At 50.4% G+C, this 24,256-nt stretch carries 21 protein-coding genes and 1 pseudogene; 9 read left to right on the forward strand and 13 right to left on the reverse strand.

The genetic code is table 11. The features are described 5' to 3' along the window. The first annotated feature begins 462 nt into the window (after positions 1 to 462). From J4G02_04315 to J4G02_04330, 4 genes are all read left to right on the forward strand, one after another. On the forward strand, positions 463 to 1,554 hold the full coding sequence (locus J4G02_04315; GenBank protein MCE2393810.1) for a terpene cyclase/mutase family protein: 1,092 nt from the start codon (positions 463 to 465) through the stop codon (positions 1,552 to 1,554). A 252-nt stretch (positions 1,555 to 1,806) separates the two neighbouring features. Further along, a complete protein-coding gene (locus tag J4G02_04320) occupies positions 1,807 to 2,127 on the forward strand; it encodes an NIPSNAP family protein (protein ID MCE2393811.1) in 321 nt (106 codons plus the stop codon). 151 nt (positions 2,128 to 2,278) lie between these two features. Beyond that, on the forward strand, positions 2,279 to 2,713 hold the full coding sequence (locus J4G02_04325) for a hypothetical protein (GenBank protein MCE2393812.1): 435 nt from the start codon (positions 2,279 to 2,281) through the stop codon (positions 2,711 to 2,713). A 137-nt stretch (positions 2,714 to 2,850) separates the two neighbouring features. Beyond that, positions 2,851 to 3,198, forward strand: coding sequence for an STAS domain-containing protein (locus tag J4G02_04330; GenBank protein MCE2393813.1), 348 nt, complete (start codon positions 2,851 to 2,853; stop codon positions 3,196 to 3,198). 15 nt (positions 3,199 to 3,213) lie between these two features. Here the strand turns inward: J4G02_04330 and J4G02_04335 are convergent, their stop codons facing one another. Genes J4G02_04335 through J4G02_04345 form a run of 3 tightly spaced genes read right to left on the reverse strand, consistent with a single transcriptional unit; the run spans position 3,214 to position 5,210 of the window. Further along, on the reverse strand, positions 3,214 to 4,035 hold the full coding sequence (locus tag J4G02_04335) for a phytanoyl-CoA dioxygenase family protein (protein ID MCE2393814.1): 822 nt from the start codon (positions 4,033 to 4,035) through the stop codon (positions 3,214 to 3,216). Then, complete coding sequence (locus tag J4G02_04340) at positions 4,032 to 4,793, reverse strand: class I SAM-dependent methyltransferase (protein ID MCE2393815.1); 762 nt, start codon at positions 4,791 to 4,793, stop codon at positions 4,032 to 4,034. The genes J4G02_04335 and J4G02_04340 overlap by 4 nt, the downstream gene beginning before the upstream one ends. A 3-nt stretch (positions 4,794 to 4,796) precedes the next feature. Then, positions 4,797 to 5,210: a hypothetical protein gene (locus J4G02_04345; protein ID MCE2393816.1), complete on the reverse strand. Its 414-nt coding sequence runs from the start codon at positions 5,208 to 5,210 to the stop codon at positions 4,797 to 4,799. A gap of 225 nt (positions 5,211 to 5,435) precedes the next feature. Between J4G02_04345 and J4G02_04350 the strand changes: the two genes are divergently transcribed. The 3 genes from J4G02_04350 to J4G02_04360 all read left to right on the forward strand — a co-directional run bounded on the left by J4G02_04350 (position 5,436) and on the right by J4G02_04360 (position 8,452). Further along, positions 5,436 to 6,293 (forward strand): amidohydrolase family protein, encoded by an 858-nt coding sequence (locus J4G02_04350; protein MCE2393817.1) that lies wholly within the window; start codon positions 5,436 to 5,438, stop codon positions 6,291 to 6,293. 44 nt (positions 6,294 to 6,337) lie between these two features. Next, the gene (locus J4G02_04355; GenBank protein MCE2393818.1) at positions 6,338 to 7,408 is read left to right on the forward strand and encodes an Ldh family oxidoreductase; all 1,071 of its coding nucleotides are present in this window, start codon (positions 6,338 to 6,340) and stop codon (positions 7,406 to 7,408) included. Positions 7,409 to 8,002: 594 nt separating this feature from the next. Beyond that, entirely contained in the window at positions 8,003 to 8,452 is a 450-nt protein-coding gene (locus J4G02_04360; protein ID MCE2393819.1) for a hypothetical protein, read from the forward strand. 72 nt (positions 8,453 to 8,524) lie between these two features. Here J4G02_04360 and J4G02_04365 read toward each other — a convergent pair whose 3' ends face one another. Beyond that, positions 8,525 to 9,286, reverse strand: a complete 762-nt coding sequence (locus J4G02_04365; protein MCE2393820.1) for an NAD(P)-dependent oxidoreductase — start codon at positions 9,284 to 9,286, stop codon at positions 8,525 to 8,527. Positions 9,287 to 9,604: 318 nt separating this feature from the next. On the opposite strand from J4G02_04365, the gene J4G02_04370 reads away from it, so the two are divergent. Together J4G02_04370 and J4G02_04375 are read left to right on the forward strand one after the other, a co-directional pair. Further along, positions 9,605 to 10,435, forward strand: a complete 831-nt coding sequence (locus tag J4G02_04370) for a phytanoyl-CoA dioxygenase family protein (protein ID MCE2393821.1) — start codon at positions 9,605 to 9,607, stop codon at positions 10,433 to 10,435. A gap of 57 nt (positions 10,436 to 10,492) precedes the next feature. Then, the gene (locus J4G02_04375) at positions 10,493 to 12,103 is read left to right on the forward strand and encodes a hypothetical protein (GenBank protein MCE2393822.1); all 1,611 of its coding nucleotides are present in this window, start codon (positions 10,493 to 10,495) and stop codon (positions 12,101 to 12,103) included. A gap of 136 nt (positions 12,104 to 12,239) precedes the next feature. On the opposite strand, the gene J4G02_04380 is transcribed toward J4G02_04375, so the two are convergent. The 9 genes and pseudogenes from J4G02_04380 to J4G02_04420 form a co-directional block, all read right to left on the reverse strand. Next, on the reverse strand, positions 12,240 to 15,311 hold the full coding sequence (locus J4G02_04380; protein MCE2393823.1) for a TonB-dependent receptor: 3,072 nt from the start codon (positions 15,309 to 15,311) through the stop codon (positions 12,240 to 12,242). Between the two features lie 415 nt (positions 15,312 to 15,726). Then, a complete protein-coding gene (locus tag J4G02_04385) occupies positions 15,727 to 16,599 on the reverse strand; it encodes a DUF58 domain-containing protein (GenBank protein ID MCE2393824.1) in 873 nt (290 codons plus the stop codon). 56 nt (positions 16,600 to 16,655) lie between these two features. After that, a complete protein-coding gene (locus J4G02_04390) occupies positions 16,656 to 19,430 on the reverse strand; it encodes a VWA domain-containing protein (protein MCE2393825.1) in 2,775 nt (924 codons plus the stop codon). A 143-nt stretch (positions 19,431 to 19,573) separates the two neighbouring features. Further along, positions 19,574 to 19,930 carry an endoribonuclease MazF gene (gene mazF, locus J4G02_04395; GenBank protein MCE2393826.1) on the reverse strand — a complete coding sequence of 119 codons (357 nt, stop codon included), beginning with the start codon at positions 19,928 to 19,930 and terminating at the stop codon, positions 19,574 to 19,576. Continuing rightward, positions 19,930 to 20,169, reverse strand: a complete 240-nt coding sequence (locus J4G02_04400; GenBank protein ID MCE2393827.1) for an AbrB/MazE/SpoVT family DNA-binding domain-containing protein — start codon at positions 20,167 to 20,169, stop codon at positions 19,930 to 19,932. Before J4G02_04400 ends, mazF begins: the two co-directional genes overlap by 1 nt. Positions 20,170 to 20,290: 121 nt before the next feature. Continuing rightward, entirely contained in the window at positions 20,291 to 21,634 is a 1,344-nt protein-coding gene (locus J4G02_04405) for a beta-lactamase family protein (protein ID MCE2393828.1), read from the reverse strand. Positions 21,635 to 21,642: 8 nt separating this feature from the next. Next, entirely contained in the window at positions 21,643 to 22,086 is a 444-nt protein-coding gene (locus J4G02_04410; GenBank protein MCE2393829.1) for an SRPBCC family protein, read from the reverse strand. 64 nt (positions 22,087 to 22,150) lie between these two features. After that, on the reverse strand, positions 22,151 to 23,941 hold the full coding sequence (locus tag J4G02_04415) for a VWA domain-containing protein (GenBank protein ID MCE2393830.1): 1,791 nt from the start codon (positions 23,939 to 23,941) through the stop codon (positions 22,151 to 22,153). A gap of 86 nt (positions 23,942 to 24,027) precedes the next feature. After that, positions 24,028 to 24,256, reverse strand: a pseudogene (locus J4G02_04420) (transposase).

Below are 24,256 nucleotides of genomic sequence, written 5' to 3' on the forward strand. Positions count from 1 at the left end.
CTCCAGACAAATAATATTGGCTCATGTTAAGAAAGCATGCAACAGTAACTTGGTACGGGGCGGGAGAACCCCACCCCTACGGTTTATTTTCGCGCTTTGCACTTTCTTTTTACATGAGCCACAATATTATAGACTTCAGAGGTGCCTCAAATTTCCACTGAATTTCACATAGTAGATGATGTCACTTACTTTCACCCTTGTCAATTGAAAAATTTTACTTTTATGCTACTTTTGTAAATTTTTTCGACACGCCGTTTATTTTGGATTTGATTCAAGGGTAGGTTTAGAAATTGACCATTTCATGAACACCTCTGTCCATTTATTGAACACTAGGACGAAGGATATCCCTGCAAAATTCAATAGATATGGGGTTTGGCAATTGGCACAGAATTTGCTCAAATTCAGGTGCGCTGATACAAAATTCGCTCGTTCATCACTCAAACATAACGGAGATCATACGATATGAAATTAACAAATGGACACAAATACACAATCGTTTTATTCGCGCTCCTCCTCTTGAGCCAGCCCCTTTATGGGGATAGCCATAAAGGATCTGATTACCAAGACCTGAATCCGAGAGTACTAGAGGCAATCAATCGAGGATTGAAATGGATGAAAACGCAGCAGGAGGATAATGGATTGTTTAGGCATCACCCCGGTATAACCGGATTGGCAGTCACAGCCTTCCTGCGCCACCCACAGAACCAATATGCGGAAGCGGATAACCCTTTCATCCAGAAAGCCATCAAAGTCTTGCTGGCGACACAGCAGCCCGACGGTGGGATTTATAACGTTGAAATGCAACCCGCCTTGCCGAATTATAATACCTCTGTTTCGCTCATGGCGCTTTCGTCCGCAAATAATCCGGAATACGACATGGCAATAGCCAAAGCGCAAGGATTCATCAAAAGCCTTCAGGTGACAGATGAAAGCGATGTCTATTTTGGGGGGATCGGTTACGGGAGCCGGGAAAGCGTTCACGATCTATCCAATATGAGTTTCGCTATACAGGCACTCAAGGAGAGCGGATCCGATGATCCAGCGGTGTGGGATAAAGCGGTTAAATTCCTTGAAAGAACCCAGAATCGCAGCGAAACCAACGACCAAGATTGGGCAGGGGATGACGGTGGCTTTATCTATGCCCCCGACGGCGAGAGTAAGGCGGGGGATCACCGATCCTATGCCAGCATGACCTATGCTGGATTGTTGAGTTTTATCTACGCCGATGTTGCCAAAGATGATCCCCGTGTACAAGGCGCTGTGGATTGGATCACGAAACATTTCACGGTCGAAGAAAATTACGGGATGGAACAGCAAGGGCTTTTCTACAACTACCATACGATGGCAAAGGCGCTAAAGACTTATGGAGAATCCACCATTGTCGATGCGAAAGGGGTTTCTCACGATTGGTACAGAGAACTCGCCGAAAAACTGATTGACGAACAAACCCCTGAAGGCTTTTGGGTCAATGAGAGCAGTCGTTGGATGGAACGCGATCCGGTGCTAGTCACTTCGTATGCGGTGATAGCCCTTGCAACGGCTTACCCTGAATAATTGAATCAACCTTCATTACAGCCCGAGTGATACGCTCGGGCTTTTTTTATGCCCATTTCACGTTCAATTGCGAAAGATTCGCTGCTCCATTGAGTCGGGATTTTTTTTACACATTGCAATGAAAAACTGGTATACTATTGATAGAGGTTGATGTCCGTTAGCCTTGATAGGTCACAATAACAGGCAAAGATAATTTACCGACAGCACCACATGAGGGCACATACGTGATCCATAACATGCAAGGAGATTGTTATGTTTTTTGAGCTTCGGCAGTATCGAATGAGACCCGGGCAGGAGGAGAACTGGGTTAATTATATGGAGGAGGTGATTATCCCCTTTCAGGTCTCGAAAGGGATGGTAATTTTGGGAAGCTTTGTCGGCGAGGAAGAAAAGGATCTGTACGTTTGGATTCGCCGATTTGAGAGTGAGGCGCAGCGGGAACAGTTGTATGAAGCTGTCTATGAAAGCGACACTTGGAAAAATGAGATCGCTCCCAAAATTCCTGATATGATGGATCGTTCGCAGATCAAAGTCACACGCCTTGAAGCGACTCCTCGGTCGGTCATCCAGTAGAGATACACCGATCCAAGCCTCTTAAGAGAGCGGTTAAAATCGCGGTTAGCATAGAAGGTAATTCTATAAGGCGTAGATGAAATGAGATTCCCAAATTCGTTTTTTTGGGCAGGATTTAACTAACCCGATAAGGGCAAAGGAGAATTTTTCTATGGAAGCCTTAAAGCGAGTTATAGGTGTTGTTCTGATCCTGATCGCGGCAATAGTTGCCATCCACGCAGTTATCGAGCCGCTTTACCACACTTCCAGCGATGCTCAACCTTACAGCAGTGCTTGGGATTGGATTAACTGGCTCTCTGTTATCTCGATAATACTGGGATTGATATTCAGCTACATTCGCATGAGCCGCGCCGGCGAGAGTGCGAGTGGGCAAGAGTTCGTAGCTGCCAACGTGTTATTCTACGGATTCCTGTTTTCAGCCATACTCTTCTTTTGGAACTGGTTTGGCATTAGCGGTGCCGGGCAAGATTTTACCGCCGTCAGTGCCGACGTTCGATCACTAGTATGGATTCTCTTTGACGCTTTACACCCGTTATTGAACGGTGCGTTAGGGGCTCACTTGCTGCGGTCTAGTGCCAGCGAATAGCCTGCCCATTTGTAACCCAACTTTAGAACATCAGCGTTATACCTTCTGCGTCCGGATTACCGGGCGCAGAAGCCTTAAAAGCAGCTATACCTAGCTATTCATAGCCAATACAACTCATGCCATATTAGGAGAAATTTATGGCAGTTAATATTCGCCATCGAGAAGGTGTTACGATTTTGGAATTGAGCGGTAAGATTTTTGGACCCGCCGCCCTTGAATTCAAAAGAGCATTTGATGAACAGATCGCCAGTTGTACTGGAACCCCCAAATTCTTGGTAGACTTCGCCCATGTCACAATCATGGGAAGTTCAGGACTTGGGGCCTTAACGGGGGCATACGTATCCGTCGAACAAAAGGGTGGGTTAGTTGCGATCATCAACGTCGGGACGAACATCCAAAACCTTATGATTCGGAGCAAACTGGTCGACCAATTTGAACCATTTGATAGTGAAGAAGAGGCGATAGAAGCTCTGAATGCGGAGTGAAGGTGTCTCCCCCTGTTACCTTACCCAATGCCGATAAAGCGGTTTGACATCCGCTGGTAGTGCTTCGTAAATCGCCGGGGAAACTGCTGCAACCTCATTTTCATTTCCCCCCGTTTCATCCACTATGCGAGCCCGTTCATCTGAGCCAGGCATCAATACGTCAAGATTGAGCCACCACGGCGCATAGCGCACCGCCATCCCAACGCGTGGCTTATCGGTTTTGTTGAGTGCGGTCGCATGCCATGTCCGGCTATCAAGTATCAACACACTCCCTGCAGCGCCCGTCGCCTGCATCTCGGTAGGATAAGGTTCCAGTGGATCAACACCGTTGTCGCCCGATGGATTATTTGAGGACCGATGGCTGCCCGGCACAACCAATGTGCCGCCGGTTTCATGTGTAAATGGCGAGAGCATCCACAACGTGGTCAGATGTATGACCGCATCAGGGTAAGGGGCGGGTATATGTCCGGCGTTGTTTTGATTGAAGGGCCAATCCGAGTGTAGTGCGCCACGTACATTGCCGGGGTAGTTGATATGTGCCGTTGTAAAAGAGATACGCACATGTGGTCCGAATAACGCCTCGGCGATCCCTAAAACGCGCTTGTCAGCGAGGTAAGGTGCGAACGACTGATTGAATGCTAGCAAGCCTTTCCGAGTCCCCACGCCTTCGACACCGGTGTAAGTTCCGTGTGCCTCGACTGTTTTCTCAACGCTTCCACGTATCGCCCCCACCTTATCTTCAGGAATGACGTCTTCAACCACGCACCAGCCATTGATTTCCAAGTGTAACAGCGCCGATTTTACGGTCATGGCTGCCTTCTCCTCGGTCATCTTCATGCCTCCTCCTTACGCGCGGTAAAATTAATCCGATCGGAGTGTCGATTCCACCGGCTAAATGTGTACATATCATACGCACTGAGCATTTTGTATCCGGTCTGTTTCAACAACTTTTTGACGGTGCTGACCTCAAAGATTTTCTGAACGTGAACCTCTTCATAGCGGCGAAATAGATCTCTTTCTCGAATAAAGAAGGTGAGTGCTGTTCGGCAAATCTTATCGTGATAGGTGTACATATTCTTCCACGTATAGGAGTAGTCAGGATGGTTCTCCGAAAATGTCTGCCCATGGAAGTGCTGAACGATATTCCGCTCCGTGGTAACATCAAAGATAAACAACCCGGACGGAACTAAATGCTTTGAAATTGCCCGGAAAACCGCCTCAAGCTCGGCTTCATCAACCGCATAGTTGATACTATCGTAGATACAAAGCACGGCATCAAACTGCTCCTGAAGGTCGAAATCGCGCATATCGCCCCGAATAAATGGGATATCTAGCCAACGTTCCTCCGCCTTTTGGCGCGCAACTGTCAACATTCCCTCGGCGCGGTCTAAACCACACATTTCGTAGCCGCGTTCCTCCATCAGCACCGTCAATGCCCCTGTGCCACAGGCAACCTCTAAGATCTTCCGCGGCTCGGATTTATAGTGCTTGAAGAGGTCCTCTATATAGCTTGCCCAGCGAACATAGTTAACATTCGCCATCATGCGGTCATAGGGATACGCAAATTTTTCGTAAGGGTCTGACAATTCTTTCATCCGCTACTGTTCCTTTCCTTTGTATCCCACAGCGGCATCCGTCATTTTTAGCAGCGTATTGATCTCTTCCGCACTCCACAGTCCATCCTTGTTCGCCTTCGACGCATAATCTATCGCAATTCTGACTTTCCTCAAACGCACCTGTCCCCGTAGATAGCTTAACGGCATAGCCTGCATCGCTTGTTCAACTCGATTGAACGTCGCCCTGATCGCTTCTGCATCGACACCATCAGGTGCTTGCTGTATCAGTTGAGCCTTCATGAGATCTGCGGCAAAACTGAACAGCTCTGTTATCAAATACCACTGCAAAAAAAAGAAAATAAGTAGAAGCACGAGAAGAACCAGGAGCACCTTGGTGATAATTGGTATTCGTTTGCGCGATGTTCCCTGAATCGAATCGGTCGAATTTGTTCCCATGTTTTCCCTCTCTACTGCTGGTAATTTAGTGCTCGCAAAATCAAGGTTATCTCCGCGACATAATAGCACCAGCCCTCTAGCTTGTCAACCGAAAATTTCCGTTGCCTTTTTCGTCATGTATGTTACAATCTTTTTGACTGAGGGCAAAACAAGATCGGCACAAAAATCCGATAAATCCAAGAATACACAATTCAAACATTAGAAGACTAATCAAGGAGTGATAGTATGCCTGATTTTCCAATCGTTGATACACACATTCATCTCTGGGATCCGAGTGTTCTGAGATACCCGTGGCTTCAAGATGTTCCATTCCTGAACAAACCCTATTTGCTAGAGGATTATCGACACGCTTGCGGGACGGTCGATGTCGGAACAATGATCTTTGTGCAATGCGATCCCCATCCCGACGAAAATTTCAAAGAGGCAGAGTGGATCACATCGTTGTCGAAAGAAGACCCTCGAATCAGGGGGATTGTGGCAGGGGCACCACTTGAGAAAGGGGACGGTGCGAGACCGCTTCTTGAGCAACTAGCTGAAAATCCGATGGTAAAAGGGATTCGTCGTCTGATTCAATCAGAAAGCCTCGAATTCTGTGTGCAGTCCGATTTTATCAGAGGTGTTCAATCGCTTGAGGAATTCGGCTTGAGTTTTGATATTTGTATTTACCATCGGCACCTTGCCAATACCATCCAATTCGTCAAGCAGTGTCCGAACATTCAGTTTATATTAGACCATATCGGCAAACCGAACATAAAAGATCAACTCTTTGAGCCGTGGAAACGCGAGCTGAAAGAGCTATCTGAATTCCCCAACGTCTTTTGTAAGGTCTCCGGTCTTGTAACTGAAGCCGATTTTGAGACATGGACACGAGATGATCTGAAGCCCTATATAGATCATGTAGTGGAGTGCTTCGGATTTGATCGTGCGATCTACGGCAGTGATTGGCCCGTGGCAGCGCAGGCGACCGAATATCCGAGATGGGTCGAGACCTTAGAGTGGGCGGTCAGCGGTTGTTCAGATGATGAGTTGAGAAAGTTGTTCCGGGACAATGCACTTCAATTCTATAGGGTTTCATCCGATTAATCCGCAATAGATGAGATAAGCAATATGAAAAAGGAGGCAGAATTATGGGTACAACGCATTCCTTTAAGGCGAGCTACCTACACGCGATGACGCGAGAGGTGTTTATGGCGGCGGATACGCCTCGTCACATCGCGGAAAATGTGGCGGAGATTTTGGTGAATGCAAACCTCGCCGGACACGACTCGCACGGCGTGATCCGCATTCCGAGCTATCTGCAAAGTATCGAAGACGGTAGGACGCAACCTGCCGCTGAACCAGATTTTATCGATGAAACTACTAATACCCTGCGCGTTGATGGCGGAAACGGTTTCGGGCACCATACCGCGCGAATAGCGATGGAACGGGCAATCGAGAAGGCGAGAGAGGCTGACACCTGTAGTGTGACTCTCATACACACCGGGCATATCGGTCGGCTTGGCGAATACGCAGAGCAAGCCGCCCAAGCGGGGTGCATTGGCATCACGACCAATGGCAACGGTGTGAAGGATGGTGGGAATATCGTCCCCTTTGGTGGAGCCAGTGGGGCTCTTGGTACCAATCCCATTTCCGTCGGTGTCCCTACCGGCGATGATGCGCCATTTGTCATCGACTTTGCAACAAGTATGATCGCCGGCGGGAAGATTATGTTTGCCCAAAGCCGGGGTGTTGATTTACCCGAAGGCTGCATTGTGGATAAAGATGGCAATCCTAGCGTCAAAACACCGGATTTCTATGACGGTGGATTTTTGCTGCCGTTTGGCAAACACAAGGGCTACGCGTTCTCGTTACTCATGTGTCTGCTAGGTGGATTGAGTGGAAATTTCGATGTTGGACGTGGCGCAATGGGTGGACAGTTTATGCAGGTGTTGAATGTCAACGCATTTACTCCGTTGGAGACGTACCAACAAGGTGTGCGTGCGTTTCTCGATGGTATTAAATCGATACCATCCGCGCCCGGCTTTGATGAGGTGTTGGTTCCCGGTGATTACGAGCACCGTTCTCGTATCCAGCGTCTGACCCATGGCATTGATGTGCCAGATACGACTTATCAGCAGATCCTGGAGTGGGTGAAGAAATTGAATATTTCCTTGAGTGAGGAGATAATTGAACCCACCGATGTGGAGCGATACCGGTAAAAAAGCGTAGAACGCGAAACGTGATGCGTGAGATCCTACAAGTTCCAATTTTATCGGAATGCTCCCCGATAGATCGGGACAGGCGGAACGGCACGAGAATCCTCGATGTATCGGGACGTACAAACCATCTGGCCATTAGCTTGAAATCTCACAAATCTGTAGGGGGAGGTCTTGTGCCTACCCAACACTTGATCGTCGGTTGGATTGCGTGTGTGGGTTTCACTATATCTATATTTAGGACTTACGCAGCGCGTTCATAAGTCCCCCTGATAAGGGGCACATCCCGATGAAATCGGGGGGGGATTTAGGGGGTTAAAAATCAAAAATCTACCCCCGTGTACCAAATTTGCGTCAGTCCTGAGAAAGTAATATATTACATCAAAAAACACCCCAATTTCTGATAAGTAGCGATTTAGCTTAGCTGCACGCAGATAACTACCTATCAGAGACTGGGGTATTTTTTTTGACTTTTTTGTGTATCTTCTAATATAGGGCGTATTATCGTAGGGAAGTTATGAGTTTGAACTAGATCTCTATGCCGGCTGGAATTTTGTTCACATTCCCCTTGAGGTCACGCAGGTGAATGGTGAGTCTATGGGCATTGAAACGGTAGGCAATCTGTTCCAAGCCCTCATGCCTGCCCACATGTATATCTACGATGGCGACCGCTGGATAGAGGTTTTTAGCGATTCAGAGCAAGCACTTAGTACGAATCAAGGTGTAGCCGTGTACATGAACGCGCCGCTAACCGTTAGTCTAGTCGGTTTACCTCTGTCGACGACCTTCTCCCTACAGCGTGGCTTGACCTTCGTCGGTATACCCCATCAGTCTTCTGATTTACCGAAGGTCAGCGATTTCCTGACATTTTATCCGAAGCTCTGCGTGGTGTTCCTTGCGTCTGAAGGGAAAGTATATCTTGTTGGGCGTGCGGGGGATCCAGGCGATACTAGGATTACAGGGGGGCAAGCTGTTGGGATTATATCGCTGAGTCAATACTTGACCGGCTTTTATGGCAAATCGTGGGGAACAAAGCAATTTGAATGAGTGTTTACCGCTTCCTCCCTTATCATTCGTAGGGAACAACGATCGTTGTTCCCTACACACAGAAGCCCTCGACTAGCGATAATCTTCTGCTGCGTCCTCAGGCGCATATCCAACCACCTCACGGGCATGTGAAATATCACGATAAGCCCACTTGTTATCCGACACAACCTCGAAAATATCGAACTTCACGCTGTCAGGTGCTTCAATGCACTTTTCGATCATCTGTGCAACGTCCCGTTGACTACACCAGACAGAAAAACCACGAGTGTCTGTCGGACGGTTTGCATGGGTGACCGCACCGATGCGTAGACTGATTATCGAGATGTCACAAGTGTCCGTAAAATGCCTCGCCAACGCTTCGCCAAAAACCTTCGTGCAGCCATAGAGTCCCCCGGGCCACGTCGGCGTTTCGTGATCTACCTTCTTCCAGGTCTCAGGGACCTCATCATAACGTCCTGCAACAATTGCGTTGTAGGGAAACACGCGATCCCAATTTCGGACGGTTGCTCCGCTGCTAGCGAAAACGATTCGCTTAACACCCGCCTGTCGTGATGCCTCAAAAACGTTGTAGCACCCTATGATATTTGCGCTCAACAATTCTTCCCATGTCATGCCCGACGGTTGCGCCATCGCAGCTAGATGCACAACCACATCAATCCCCTCAAAAGCAGGTCGAATGGCGTCTAAGTCATCGATATCCGCTTGATGGCATTCGACTCCCTCTACCGGACGACGATTCAGTGCGCTCAAGATACACTTGCCCTCTATGCGTTCTCGCACGAGGCCGCCAATTAATCCACTCATCCCAGTAACGAGTACCCTCTTCTGTACCATGATTTTCCTCCGTTCTCACACTATATTATTATTGGAAATAACGTCGTTCCCAATCAACTCCAGTTTACTTCTATCGGTTCGTTCTATTATATGTCACCTTCGGCAAGCTGTCAAACTTTCGAGTGTCTGCAATAGAGACGCTATCCACATGTCGCCCCGCTGGGGCTTTGTAGGTGGGGCATCCTGCCTGAACTACGGAAAAACGTCCGGTATTTACAACTTGCAAGAAGTGTGATACAATCACCCCGTCTCGACAAAAGTAGTGTTGATTTCACCAGTTTATCCGAGGCACGAGCAAACAGAGACCGGAGGGAAAAAATGGTTACCGAAGAGCAAGCAAAATTTTTTGATGAGAACGGTTATCTTAGATATGGAAAGGTTTTAGAACAGACCGAGATCAAAGCACTTATTGATGGGTTGAATCGGATTGTTGATATTGAATTAGAAGGAGGTGATGATTCATCCCCCGAGTTCAGCGTCGGACACCGCCGTAAAATCAAAGACACCGAGGAGGAGCCACGAGTCCTCACCCAGTATGTCAATATGTGGAAGCGAGATAAGGAGTACGAAAAAACGGTCCGGCACCCGCTGATAACTGGAATCGCTAAGACGCTATTGAAGACGCCGGAGGTACGTCTGTGGCATGACCACATTATCTCCAAACCACCACAGGACAATGGTCATTTCCGGTTCCACCAAGATTTCTACGGCTGGCCCCTCTCTGCACCACAAATCCTTAGCTGCTGGCTTGCCCTTGATGATGCCACTGTGGAGAACGGTTGTATGCACGTGGTTCCGGGCAGCCACCGAGACCCCCGCTTCTCCCCGGAAGCGAAGAAGAGAGAGGAAGAGGCGTCATCAAAAGATCCGACCCTCAAGACCGAGCGAGCGAAAATGGAGGAACATCCTGCCAGTTTCGGCGTGCCTGTGGAACTTTCAACGGGTGAATGTATGTTTCACCACTGCCTGAACTTCCATGCAACCCCGCAGAATACGACCAATCGGCAACGTCGCGCCTTTGTGATAATTTACTACGCCCAAGAGGTCTGTTTCAACGATGCACAAGCCGGGCACCATTGCCTCGTCCCAACTATCGAAGTCAACAGTGGTGAACCCCTCGTTGGCAGTGGGTTTCCAGCCGTGAGTTAATCGGTATTTTGAACGAGTAGTATCTAAATTGGATTGGAACGTGTAAAGGAGGCGTCCATGCTAAATCGTCAAGGGCTAATTCCCTTACGGGAGCGCCAGCGACTCATTGCGACCTACGATGCCGGGGAGACTCCCTGTAGCCCTGAGCAGGCTGAGCGGCAAATTCGCTCTCTTGTTCAGTGTTTTGAGGGGTCGCACGTAGGAATCCTGCAGCGGTGCCTCGGTGTGATCAGAGCTTTCCAGAAATCCGATGTCCTTGAAATGTGGGAAACGCAGCACGCTTGGGTCGAGGCGGGTATGGATCCCATGGCTGTATTTGTTGACGAGTGCCACTGCTGTGGTATTCAAGCTTGGGGCAGTCGCCGTATGAACGACGGTCATCATACATACAGGGTGCTCGAATTTGAAAGATATCAGACCAAGTTCTACAGAGAGAATCCACAACTACGCCTGAAATCGAAACGCGATGCCCAAGTGTCCCCAACCTACGATTGGAGTAATCCGGAGATTGCTGCACAGAATCTGGAATTCTTGCGTGAGGTTGCGGAAAATTATGATATTGACGGACTTGACCTAGACTACACCCGTATCGGTCCATATTTCAACGTAGGGGAAGAGGCGCAAGGGCGTGAGATCATGAACCAGCATGTGCGGGAAGTCCGGAGGATGCTAGACGAGGTAGGTAAAAAGAAGGGCAAGTACCTTGGGCTTTCCGCACAGCTATACTCACGAGACTCGATCTGGAAGGAGAAAGGACTGGAACTGACTCCCGAGGCAGGAAGGACGGAGTTGCACGAAAGCCAAGAAGATGATATCGAATGCCATTTTGGCGAGGGACTGGATATACGCACGTGGATCCAAGAGGGTTTGCTAGACGTGCTGATTGCGCATTGTCGCACGATTAGTTTCTATGAGATGGACATCTCAGCATGGCACCGGGCAGTTGAGGGAACCAATTGTCGCCTCGTGGCAGGAGCGGGCAAACCCGGCTTTTTCAAGTTCCGCCGAGGTGGATTGATAAACGGCTACCCCGCACATCTAACGCAGCATCTCGAACACCGGGGAATTGCCCACCGGCTCTACGAACAGGGGGCAGACGGCATCTTCTTCTACGACTACGTAATCCGCTTCTTTAACTTGCAATGGGAGGTTTACCGGGAACTGGGCGATCCGGAGCGACTCCGTTATGCCAACAAGGTCTTTGTTTACCAGCTATCGCTACCGTTAGCGTTGGGATACCACAGCAAGGGTGGCAAAGCTGAGATGGAGATTGACGTTCCCGATGACCTTGCGGCCACACTTGCTGGAGGTCAGCCGGTATGTGCGAGGTTGCTCCTCAACATCACGGAACTCATGACGCCGGACGATATTGAGTTGCATATCAACGGTCAAGAGGTCGCTGTTGAGCCTGAACAATCCATCACAACACCCCTTACAATCACAGACCATCCGGAGGACAAACCCGGTTGTCACCTAGAGGCAGCGGTGCCACCGGAACTGCTGAAAAAAGGGTGCAACACGCTGACCTTCACGCTGAAGCCCGCCAGCGAGAAGCCTCCGGGCGTCGTGCCTCAGCCAAGTGAGGTTCGGAAGGTAAACCTTGAACTCGTGTACCGTGATGAGACCTACCCCTACTGGCTCGCACTACAGCTCGACCGGAATCTCTAAGCACGGCATAAAAAAACGCCCCGATTCAATCATCACGACTCGGATCGTTCCAAAGTCAGATGAGTGGTGATATCAAGGCGTTTTTTTAAGTATTTCGTCGAGATATGAATCTCGACCTACTACACAACCCGATTGATTAGAACGTTTGCGTCAGGCGCACCAGAGACAAACGACCAATTTCCGGAGCACCAATAAACGGTTGATACATAGTATTCAACAGATTTTGGACTGTCAGGGACAGGCGGGGGCTCGTCGCGAACGGTATGTCATACCCCACGTTTACGTCAATCGTAGAATACGGTTCGACCTCACCGATGTAAACTCCCGAATTGACAGGGAAGCCAGCCACAAAATTCACCCGGCCCCCCGCCCCCAACCCCAGATTGGTGTTGATGTATTGAACGTTTACCCCGAATTTATTCTTAGGCGCGTTCAGGGCGATGTTCCTGTTTGTGACCTCGGTCTCGAATAAGTCTTTGTCGACAAACGAATAATTCCCACCGATACTCAAACTCGGATTGAGGTAATAGGTCAGGCTGCAATCCAGCCCGTTAAGCGAGATATCACCATAGTTGCGATAGGTCAACATAACTGCGGTTGGATCTGACACTTGCTCGGGTGTCACCGTGCCAAAGGGGATAAAAGCGGGACCGTTGTTCTCGGTGCCAGCCACGAACAACTTTGTCAGCTCATCAACAGCCGAGCCGTTTCCGTTACCCCCCTGAGCGGGCGCATCAAACGCAAGCAACGCCTGATTGAGTGTCGCATTTTTGGGATCGCTTAACGCCGCTGTGAAGTGCTGTCCGAGGAAGGCGCTTAATGTCTCCGCGTCTAAGAACACATTCGGGGTTTCAACAACCAAGGGACCGATGAAATCCTTAATCCTTGTGTGATAGACATCGGCAGAGAAAGCCAACTTGTTCATGAGAATCCCTTTGTAACCGAATTCATACGTTTGTGTTATCGTTCGCCTAAGCGGGTCAACGTTACTGACATCTTCAATATCAGTAAATTCGGCTGTCTCTGGGTTAAGGGTGCGTAGGACATTTTTCACCCCGTCTACCTGCTCCGGGATGAGGCTAGCAAATCCATTAAGGATTTCTTCCTCTGTGGATGCTGCAAGGGAGGCTGCGAGACCTTGTACCACCTCCGGTGGCAGCACTTGAAGCACTTGTGGCACTATCTGCTGAAGCTGTTCAGGTGGCAGCGCAGCAATCGCGCCCGGCTGAAGCAATGGGGCAAATTCTGGGGGTAATCCTTGCAGCACTTGTGGTGAGAGCGTTGCAATCGCTTGTGTCGCCACTCCTTGAAGTGTCTCTGGAGGCAGCCCTGCAATAACCTGAGGCAATGCTTGAGGGGTGAAAGTTTGCTGTATGGTCTGCTTTACGGCTGCTTCAAAAACCGGCTGCACGCCACTCATGACAGCACCCCGCCCGACGTTCCACATGACATTGGTAAAAACAGGATCATCGAGCGGAATGTAGGTCTCTGGAGGCAACTCTGCGATCGGTGAGAAGGGTGAGCGAAACTGCGGACGCCCATTTGCATCCCGCTTGAAGGTGAAGCCGCCGCTGACCCCCTGTGCCCATATATCGGTACTGGGACCGAAACCGAGTAGAGGTTGAAATGCCGCCTCTAACTCAAACGCATCTTTGGCTGCCAGCCGGTCGAGGAAAAGGTTGGAGGTTCCGGGGGTACTGAAAGCACGGTTATAGGTGAGCCTCAAGTTATGGTCGTCGTTCGGTTGGAAGGCAAGTGCGGCACGCGGTGAAAGGACTAGATCGTCGAGGTGGTTGTGGCTGTCAGCCCGTCCGGCGAGGATGAACTTTAACTGCGAAGTGAGTTTGGTTTCCGACTGCAAGTACGCACCAATTTCAGTGATGTTGTCGTCGTCCTCATTGCGACCATTGATTGTCCCTTCGGTATCGGGACGGGTCAGCAACAGATCTGCACCGTAGGTAAAGCGTTGACGTTCTCCAAGGCTGTAACCGTGTTGAATCTGCCCGACGTATAGATCGGAATTATCGACGACTGGTAGGCCGTCCCGCAGGGTATAGGTATCCCCCGCATCACTACGATTCCAGAAGGCTTGTGCAAAGAGGTCTTTATAGATGAACCGCCCTTGGACGTAACCGTAAGTCCAGTTTTGGGCTTGACCGGCACCGAGCCCAGTCAGTTCCGTACCGGTGGTTTGTGTGAAACCGCTGGCAAGAATCGTCGTCAGATCATCGTTGGGCTTATAATCCACACGAGCTTCGCCTCCCGCTCTGTATGTATCGAAAATCGGTTTGCCCGGCCCCTTGAGGTCTTCTGTTGACCGTCCCTCTTCCCAATCATTTCCTCGGAAACCGTTGACTGAAAGTTTATAGCCGAGGGTTTCATTAATAACGCCGGCATGTCGAAGTGATCCGAGCATCATACTCTGCTCACCGCCGCCAATGCTGACCGTCGTTCCTTGAGAGGTAAATGGCGAGCGGGTGAGGATGTGCATGACGCCGTTGGCACTGTTTGGACCGTACAACGCTGAACCGGGCCCTGATACCACTTCAATCTGTTCAATATCCTCGCTTGAGGTTGGGATGAGGGTGTAGGCATTGAGCCGTAGAGAGGGAACACGAGCAATGCGGTTGTCAACGAGCGACAGCAGTGTACCCGAAAAAACGTTGTTGAAACCGCGGACGACAACCTGTGATGTACCTATTCCAGTATTCACAACGTCCACACCACGCACCGATTTCAAGTGTTCGGTAACACTTGGTGCAACACGGTCTCGGATTTGTGAGGCACTAACAACGGCGACCGACGCCGGGGCTTCAAGTACCTTCTCCCTGCGGCGCGATGCCGAAACGGAGACTTGATCAAGTTCAATAATCTCTGAGGAGAGTGCGATCTCCACCGATGTGGTTCCATTGGCGACTATCTCAACGTTTGCCATTATCTTATCGGCATAACCGGGGGCAGATGCGGTTATCGTGTAGACACCAGCATCCAAATCCGCAATTTTAAGCATACCGGATGAATAGCTAAGACTTTCATTGAAAGTACCGGTTTGTGACATGACAGTAACGGAAATATCGTTCAGTTTTTCACCGGTTTGGGCATCCATCACCGTGACACTCAAGGTTGCGGCTTGTACCGACACCGCAGCGACGTACAAAACGGTAACTAGGACCGTGAACAAAACACTGTGTTGCTTCAACCGTTTCATCAAAGAACCTCCTTGGTTCGGGTAATGGTTAGTAGCTGCCTTTATAAGCAGCAAATCGCAAACCATCTGATTTAACGTCATTAATGGATAAGGGCCTAATCCTCCCATTCCCACTAGCGTGGGCAGTCGGATTGCATACCTATACTAGACACAACATACAGGCACACAATTTATATTATACACAATATATTCGCTGTTTGCCAACCTTTAGGGATATTCGTTAAGTGGAAAATTACATTTTTTTAGAAAAAAGATGTCCTCAAGCTTTTCCTTGTCAATTTCCGCAATAAAAGTTCCTTGTCTCAAGGCAGAAACAGCCGTAGCCACATGCACGTCGTACCATTTAGATTGTTCTATGATAGCTTTACTCCACACAAGCCGAAGACAATTCTCACTGGGTTACGATCCGTCCTGCTCACGTGATACTAAGCACCTCCGCCGCAACTAACGCCTCCAATCGCCAGTCGCTCAATATTTGCTCCGCGACAACCGTTGTCATAATCGCTCCCGTCTGTTTCGCAGCCAGATGCCAACTTTCCTGATGACAGGCAAGCGCATCACGATACCGTTTTTCGGCGACGGGATCCAAAAAGATTTCCTGCACCGCTTCCGTCTCTGAGTCAATGAGTCGGATGTTCCCACGTTCGGTCGGATTCGCATCAGCCTTCGCCAAGACCTGCACCACAACAACCGCTGTCGCTCGCTCGGCAAATTGAGCCAATACTGTTAATGGATCTTCGGGCCAGAGCAGGTCACTGAGCAGCACGCGCAACCCAAACGGACGCCATGATGGAGGCAGCTTGACAAATGAGGTTGACAGATCTCCACGGTACGCAAAATCAATCTCGTCCCAAATTGACGGACGGTCTGTACCATTGCCCACTTGCCGACAACCATCACCCGCGACCCAAGCGGTGTGAGCGTATCCGACATTTGATGCGGCAGTCGCAAAGACTGCCGCTAACCCGAGCGTCGCTTGTGCCTTGGGGCTATCTTCGAGTGCCATGGAGCGTGAACCGTCGATGACGACATCCAGATGTGGACTGACTTCGTCCCGGTATAATTTGACGGTTAATTTATCGCTCCGCGCGAAACTGCTCCAGTCAATTCGGCGTAGGTCGTCGCCCGGTTGGTATTCGCGGTGGTCGATAAATTCCAGTGAACTGCCCGGACGTTTCCCCATTTGACTGCCGGCAATCCCGAAGGGGACATTGCGCGGTGCTGTCAAAGCGTATCGTGCACCGGCACGTTCACCATCTATGAGATATTGTCGGTAACTTTCATTCATACAGTTTTGATTACCTTCTTATTTTTCAGGATAAGCAGAGAAATGTCAAATACACCTTACCTCTCGCGTCCTGTCCGCCCGCTAGCGCGTCTTCGCGCCTGACTTAAAGCGCTGAGCATCCCATCCCGATCGGAAGGCACCTCAGGTTTGTCCGGTTCTTCCGGTGTGGACGGTTTCATTTCCTCTTCGGAAGGCGGTACAGCAACTTGAGCCACTGCCCGCTCTTTCCTCGGTATGCGTTGTGACACCGATTCTACCAACTGCTGCCCATGCCTCATGGATAGCAACCCTGTGCGCCGCTCCAAGATTTCGAAAAGTAGCAGGAGGAGTGCAGCGATCAATAGCCACGGTTGGAGTGATATCAGCCGAGGCTGCCGTGGCTGGTCGTCCCAGATTTCTCCTAGATTAATTCGTTGTTTCCCGCCGGTAGCTTTCGCAAGTCGTTCCAGCGTCGCTAGCCCTGATTCTGCTTGAGCGGGCTTGAACTCTGGTGAATACGGTAGACAGACAGGGGGCAACGATATATTTCCGCCCCCCGGTATCTCCACTGTTGTCAGTACTGTTTCACTACCGTGGATTGGGATATCGACGGCGAGGGTATCAGCAGATGCCCAAGACAGCTTGGTTTCATCGACAGACGGCGTTTCCCCAACAACACCACGGAGCACCTTCACAGTAGGCAGCTCTCTGAAGACCTCTCCCTCCCGTTCTGGATCAAGATGTAGTTGCACCACATTGATTCCATCTCTGATTCTCTGCGTCAACAACATCTCTCCGGGCAGATTCGCTGCATCGCCTGCCGTCCAGCGCACCAAACTCGTGAGAAAATTACCAACCTCTACCCAATCCGCAATGGGCCCCGTATGAGCCCCATCCGCTTCACCTGTATAGCAGAGCACTCGTCCAATCCCTGCCTGCCACGCTGCCACAATCGGTGCTTCGTACTCGTCCACTGTCACGGTCGCGAGGTTTGCATCTGGCCGGAGGTAGCAGAGATTGTAGCCACCAATCGGAGACGGTATCTCATATTGTCTGCCGGTCAGGGAGACCATACCCCCCGTCGCCCGCACCGCGGTTGGCTCATCAATAAATGTACTGCGCGCCACAACGAAGGTATCTTGAGCAAACAGACGTGGTAACTCTTGAGCATTTTTGGTAAAAAAACAACGCCCGTTGCCGCGGTAGGCAATATCGCGGAGCAGTTCGGCATCAACGTCACTGGGTGTGCCGAGTCCGACGACACTGACAGTGATGTTGGCTTTTCGGCATTCCTCAAGCAGCTCGCGGTATCGTCCGGGTTCTTCCGAGTCGGCAGCGTCTGCAAAGAGAATGATGTGCCGGGTGCCGGCTTGGGCATTCAGGAGCATCTTAGCTGCGGTTGAAAGTGCTTCGTAGACGAAGATCCCGCCGCCTCGGGAGTCGATTCTCAGAATGTCGTTCCGGACGTGCGATTTATTGGCAACCGGCGCGAGGTCTGCAATGATGTGGGGTGAGCTATCGACTGCAACCACACCAAATTCATCCATCGGCGAGAGCATATCAAATACCTCTGCCGTGGCGAGGTTCGCAAGTTGCATTTTTGTTCTCCCGCCGCCCACAGACATTGACATGCTGCCAGACCTGTCCATTGCAACTACGATAGCGAGCGACAGCTTCCGGTGTTCTCGCCGCAACTCCATTGAGACCGGCATAATCGGTTCAAGCGGTGAACGGAAATAGCCGCCTGGTCCGTAAGCGTGTTTTCCGCCTGTCATCATGAACCCTGCCCCGGTCTCTCTCACCCAAGAGGCGAGGTTCTCCATACCTTGGCGTCCAACTTCATCTGCCAGCACATTCTCAATTAACACAGCAGAATATCCCGACAACTCATCAAGCGACCAACGGTGTGCCGATGGGGGAGCGGTTTCTACATCCAATCCTCCTGCCTGTAGCAGACGGGCTAGCCCGGAATCGGAAGCATTAGTGACGTGCAGAATCGGACGAAATCCCTCAATACCTACCAGAATCTTTGCTGTGTTATTCTCTGGCACCGGATCGGTTTCAGTCCCCACTATCCGCACGGTATATCGATGTGTTCCCGGTTGTATCGCCTTGTCTCGAAAGATGAGCCGACTCAACCCGGCTGACAATTTTCGTGTGCCAGCGGCCAAGCGCTGATTCCCGCGGAGTAGTTCGTATGAGATCTCGGCTGGCACCGGCGCGTGTATCCACGCCGCAAGCATGAAGGATTCGCCGGGGTTGACGGTCTCCGGTGCATCTATATGGGAAATGGCGACATCATTGGTAGAAGCCCGCTGCATGAGGCGGTAATCGAGGGAGAGCCCCCGCGCTGCAGCTTGAGCCGCTATCCCCGATGGGTCTTTTCCCGTCCACCTTCCATCAGAGAGCAGTAGCACTCTACCGGGCGCGTCTTGTGGGATGAGTGCCATCGCTTTCTCAATGGCACCATTTAGGTCGGAAGCGTCCCCGTAAACTTCGTTAACGAATCCCGTGAATTTGCCACGTTGGGGGGACTGTTCGACGGCAGTACCTCTACCAAAGGAAACGACAGCAAGGTTAGAATCGCTCCTCATGGCACCTTGGATTAAATCAATCGTCTCTTTCTGCTTTGCCACGCTGTCGGGAGGCATCGACTGGCTTCTGTCCGCCACGACGACAATCGTCCCCGCCCGACTCGGCAATTTCACAGCTAGCCCGCACATCGCTAATAGGATGAAGAACAGTATCGCTATACGCAGTCCACCTAAGAGACGGGACGGCAGTTTCCACACACGCAGGGATATAATCAGGGGAATGAGCAGGAGCAGCCAGATTGGGTGGAGGAGTGTCATGGTTGATATTATTTCAAGTTAAGAAGAGGCGTAATTGTCTGAATCACAGATTGCCATAGATTAAAGAAGGACACAGATCTAAAATTCCGCGCAATCTATGTTATCAAATACGCGATACTGTTGTACAACGTTTCGTGTTATCGTCAAGTCCCATCTTCCCTTGTCATGAGTGTTCCAACTCTCTGTAAGGTGGTATCCACTGTTTCCGCGGACAAAGGGCATATCAACGCTGCATTTCTCGCTCGCCAATCCATGCTTTTGACCTGATCTGTCAGAATAACGCCTGTCACATCTAGTCCCGCAGGAATAGCAACCTCAAAGGGATATCCTTTCACTTGGTTGGTAATTGGACAGAGGATCACCAAACTGGTCTTGTCGTTATAACCACCCGGTGAGAGCACAACAGCGGGTCGCCGTCCGGCTTGCTCATGTCCCGCTTGCGGATTGAAGTTAATCCATATCGCATCACCGCGCTGTGGGACATACTCAGCTGAGCTCATCATGCTTCACCACCCACCGCAGGTCCAGTGTCCACTTCACCGTGTAAGTTGTGTTCAGTCACTTGAGCTAAAAGGTCATCTAACTTCAAACCGGGCGATTTCACAGGTACAATGACCAACTCCGCACCGCGGAGCGATAATTTGACTAGTGAATTAGGTTTTAATCCGATCTGGTTAGCAAACGGTTTAGGAATACGCAGGGCTAAACTATTGCCCCATTTCCGCACACGAGTTTCCATATTTTTCCTCCTATCAAATTGTAGATACAATGAGTATACCACCAATCAATCTCATTTTCAAGGACGGTGACATCCATGTGTAGTGTTATGTTTCGCTGCACCCCGGCTTGGCTCGGATGGGTCAATCTTTCACAATCGCCGCGTAGACTAGCGGCTTAACTGTATGGCTTAACGCAGAAAAAGGAATGTGCTGCGCTAAGGTGATTGATACCAATTCATCCCGCGGCGAGATCCAAAATTCGGTACTAGTGCCGCCGATCCAACCGTACTCACCGATTTGGGAAGCAGGCACCCAGTCGGTCTGTTGGACGCGAACTGAGACACCCAGCCCAAAACCAAGTCCGCCATAACGATCTTCAGGTTTTTTGTCGAGCGGTATCAAGTTTTCGGGTAAATGGTTGCAGGTCATCAGCTCGATGGATTCCGCTTTCATCAACCGTTTCCCGGACAATGCGCCCTTGCCTGAGAGCATCAGGCAGAACCGAGCGAAATCCGATGCCGTGGAAACCAAGCCACCGCCGGCGGACAGGAATCTTGGTTTCTCTATAAAACTGGCCTTGGATATGTGTCCGGTGCCGCCCTCTGGTGCGTCAATGGTCTGTAAGCCTCCCGACGGTTTTGAACCGTACATACCCGCTAGTCGATCAATCTTCTCCACTGGTACATAGAATCCGGTATCAACCATGCCCAACGGCTGAAAAATGCGCTCGGCTAGAAACTGGTCAAAGGGTTGAGCGGAAGCAACTTCGATGAGTCGTCCTAAGACATCGGCAGCGATGCTGTAGTGCCATTTTGTTCCCGGTTGATACAATAGCGGGATTCTGCCTAACCGCTCGACAAGCTCCCGTAGGTTGCACTCGTGCAAACGGTGTAAGCCTGCCTCACGATAGAGCTTATCGACTGCGGTATTGCCGCCCATGTATCGGGCAGCACCGGGCAATCCGGCGGTGTGCTGCATCAGATCCTGAACGGTCATTGCCCGGTCAACCTTGACCGGCGTGAACAGGTCGCCCTCAGGGTCCTGTGCTACCTTCAGTCCGCTTAATTCGGGTAGATATACTGATGCCGGTGCGTCGAGCGTTAGCCTACCTTCCTCACAGAGCATCATCACACCCACGGCAGCGATCGGCTTGGTCATCGAGTAGATGCGGAAAATTGTGTCCTTTTGCATCGGCTTGTCTGCTTTGATGTCCATCATGCCGTATGCTTCAAAGTGCGCAACCTTCCCACGCCGAGCAACAAGCGTGACCGCGCCGGCGAGCCGCTGATTGTCAATGAACCCTTGCGTTGTTGAGGAGATACGCCCAAGCCACTGCGCCGAAAGCCCTACCTCGTGCGGGGTGGCGGTCAAGTAAAGAAGGTTATCATTACAATCACTATATGTTTGTGATTTAGAGGTCAAATGCTCGGTCACACATTCCTCCAAATTTGGACTGCTGTGATGCATCCGAAAGGTTAATTTCATTATAGGAACTACGTGAGGAGTTCTTTTAACTTCGCGGTACGGTAGGCAAAAATTTTCTCTATGTCTGGGGCGACAAAAAACTTCTGCACAAGCGAACCGCCAAGTACCGCATAATCTACCTCATCTCTTACTAGTGTACCATCGGGAACGGGAACAAAGGTGTGTTTATGGATCCAGCGGCGGTAGGGTCCACGACGCTGTTCATCAACAAAGGCGTGAGGTGGCTCCCAAGTTGTTATCTCGCTTTGCCAGCGAATCGGAATACCACGCAATTTCAAACGATAGTCGATCAACGTCCCAACCTTCATCTCAATGGGAGCGGGTGTAAGCATCTGGAAATAGAGCCAAGGGGGTGTTATCTCCGCTAGATTGTATGCGTTTGAAAAGAAGCTGAATAACTCGTCTTGTGACTTCTCGATTTTCTGTTCGGTTCTTAAGTGGAAAACTTTCATTTTTTTAGCTCCGTAGGTTGGTCTTGCTAGCCCAAATGCCTTAATGATAGTGAACAAATGGGTTTCACGTTTCACGTTTTACGAAAAACAGGTGTAGTGTTAAAATACCGATGGCGAGCAGTAGGAAGAACCATGCAAAACTCTGATAGCCCCACCACCGCAGCGTCGCGTCACCCCAATCACCCCAACGTCCCGTAGCCTTATTAGTAAGGTCTGATTCGGCTTGATAGAGTGCATTTGAGGAAAACGCGTATTTGTCAAGTCCTGCACGTACCTCATAGATACCGATTGCGCCGGCTTTAAGATTTATCGTTCTATCAAGTACAGGCTGCACAAGCGTCCCACCATCGGGTGAAACTACTTCCACAGATGTTGTGCCCAACTTGGTTGTCAGCACGGCAACCTCGCCTAACCGAAGGTTAGTTCGTTCTAACCCGGGTGTCTGCGATGCCCGCCACTGAAGGAGATTCCACATCAGTATGGGCCAATTCGGCGAATTCTGGAGTGTTGACAGGTCAGGGCGTAGGCGCAATCGGATTTCATGGGCTCCTGTGAATCGCTCGGTGTCGGTCAACAAGGGCACATTTCCGGCGGTGATAATCGGTGTGCCCATAAACTGCTCCTTCGTACCAGCGCCCCATACAACGCCGTCGAGCGAAAGCCCTTCGGCCAAAGGGTGAGTCAAATCAATGACGAAGGGACCAAGATAAGCCGATGCCGTTGGTTCGGTGATAACGCGCATAGACCACGCCTCGGCGGAGTCATCGGCAACCGTTGTCTCATCAAGAAACAGTAACTCAGGTCCTGTTTTTGCCGACAGAACTCTATCAGTTGATGCCAACGCGTTCTCAACGAGAGAGCGAAGTCTTGGTTCTTGAATGCGGACATCTACAAGCACCGGTTTTCGGTGTTGTGGTAAAAGCATCACCTTGTTATCGATCCTAAGGGCATCATCGCCAATCCTTGCTCGGAATGGCGGCGTTTTAGGCGGAAGATTCAGAAAAATCCGGCGCGTTGCTCGTGAATCGATTTCAAGGACAGATTGATGTAGCAGTGAAGATGACGATTGGGAAGCAGCGTCATCAACCTCCACGATTAACTCTGTGCTGTCTACATGTGGTGAAAGATTGGTTATCTCCAACAGACACCGTTCACCCGAATCGGTAACGGTCCGCGTCGCATTGACAAACGCCATGTTGGAGTGAGGGATTCCGAACGCCCACCACTGCATTCGGTCTTCCTTCAGCATTTGAGGTGGAGGCTCATCTGTCAGAACCAGTATGAGAGTTTTCTGTCCACTAAGTTCAGCAGCGAGGTTAATCGCTGCACCTAAATCCGCAGATGGCGAGAGACATCGCCACGCTTCCAGTTGGGCTATCGCCTCCTCCGCGGTTCGCGCCGGTTCGTTCAGTACCTGTGGCTCTGTACCTGCAAGTACGTAGCGCACTGCATAGCGGCGGTTGGCGAGGGGATTGAACCTCCCGACTCGTCGGAATTGCTCCTCAAGTGCTACAATTGCCCGGCTCTTGGGGGTCTCATCAACACCTGCCAACATCGAGAAGGAATCATCAAGAACCACCATCAGTGGTATTGCACCTCGCATCGTCCGAATAATTGGGGATGCGACTGCAAGGGCAAGTAGTATAATCGCGAGCAACTCCAGAAAGAATAGCAGCGGTGTCTGCAACCGCTCAACACGCAAGCCGCCTTGACGCGCCTGCTGCTGGTTCACCCAAAGCATCAGACTAGACACAGGGTAACGTCGCGATCGAGTGCGTAGCAGATAGATGGCAACAAGCCCCGGAATTGCCAGAAGTGCAAGAAAGCCGAGTGGAAGTGTAAATGTGGGAATCATGAATCACCCTATTCATTTTGACGTACTCCCAAAGCTGAAGCATTGGTATTCTTATCCGCTATGTTAGCCAGATTTACATAGGTGTGGGTGGAAATAACCCCATCTACGGGCCTCAACATGAATCCCGATTCTTTGTTGTAGATATTGAGTGGACCAACGCCGTCTCGGTCGTATTGATAGCCACAATGATTGCACTTGTAGTTTCGATTCGTAGGCTTCTTTCGGTTTCCACATTGGGGGCAAGTTTGTGAGGTATAGGCTTCAGATACAAACTTAATATTCAACCCTGCAAGTTCGGCTTTGTAGCATATCATA

The organism is Candidatus Poribacteria bacterium (genome assembly GCA_021295755.1).
In the GTDB taxonomy this organism is placed as follows: domain Bacteria; phylum Poribacteria; class WGA-4E; order WGA-4E; family PCPOR2b; genus PCPOR2b.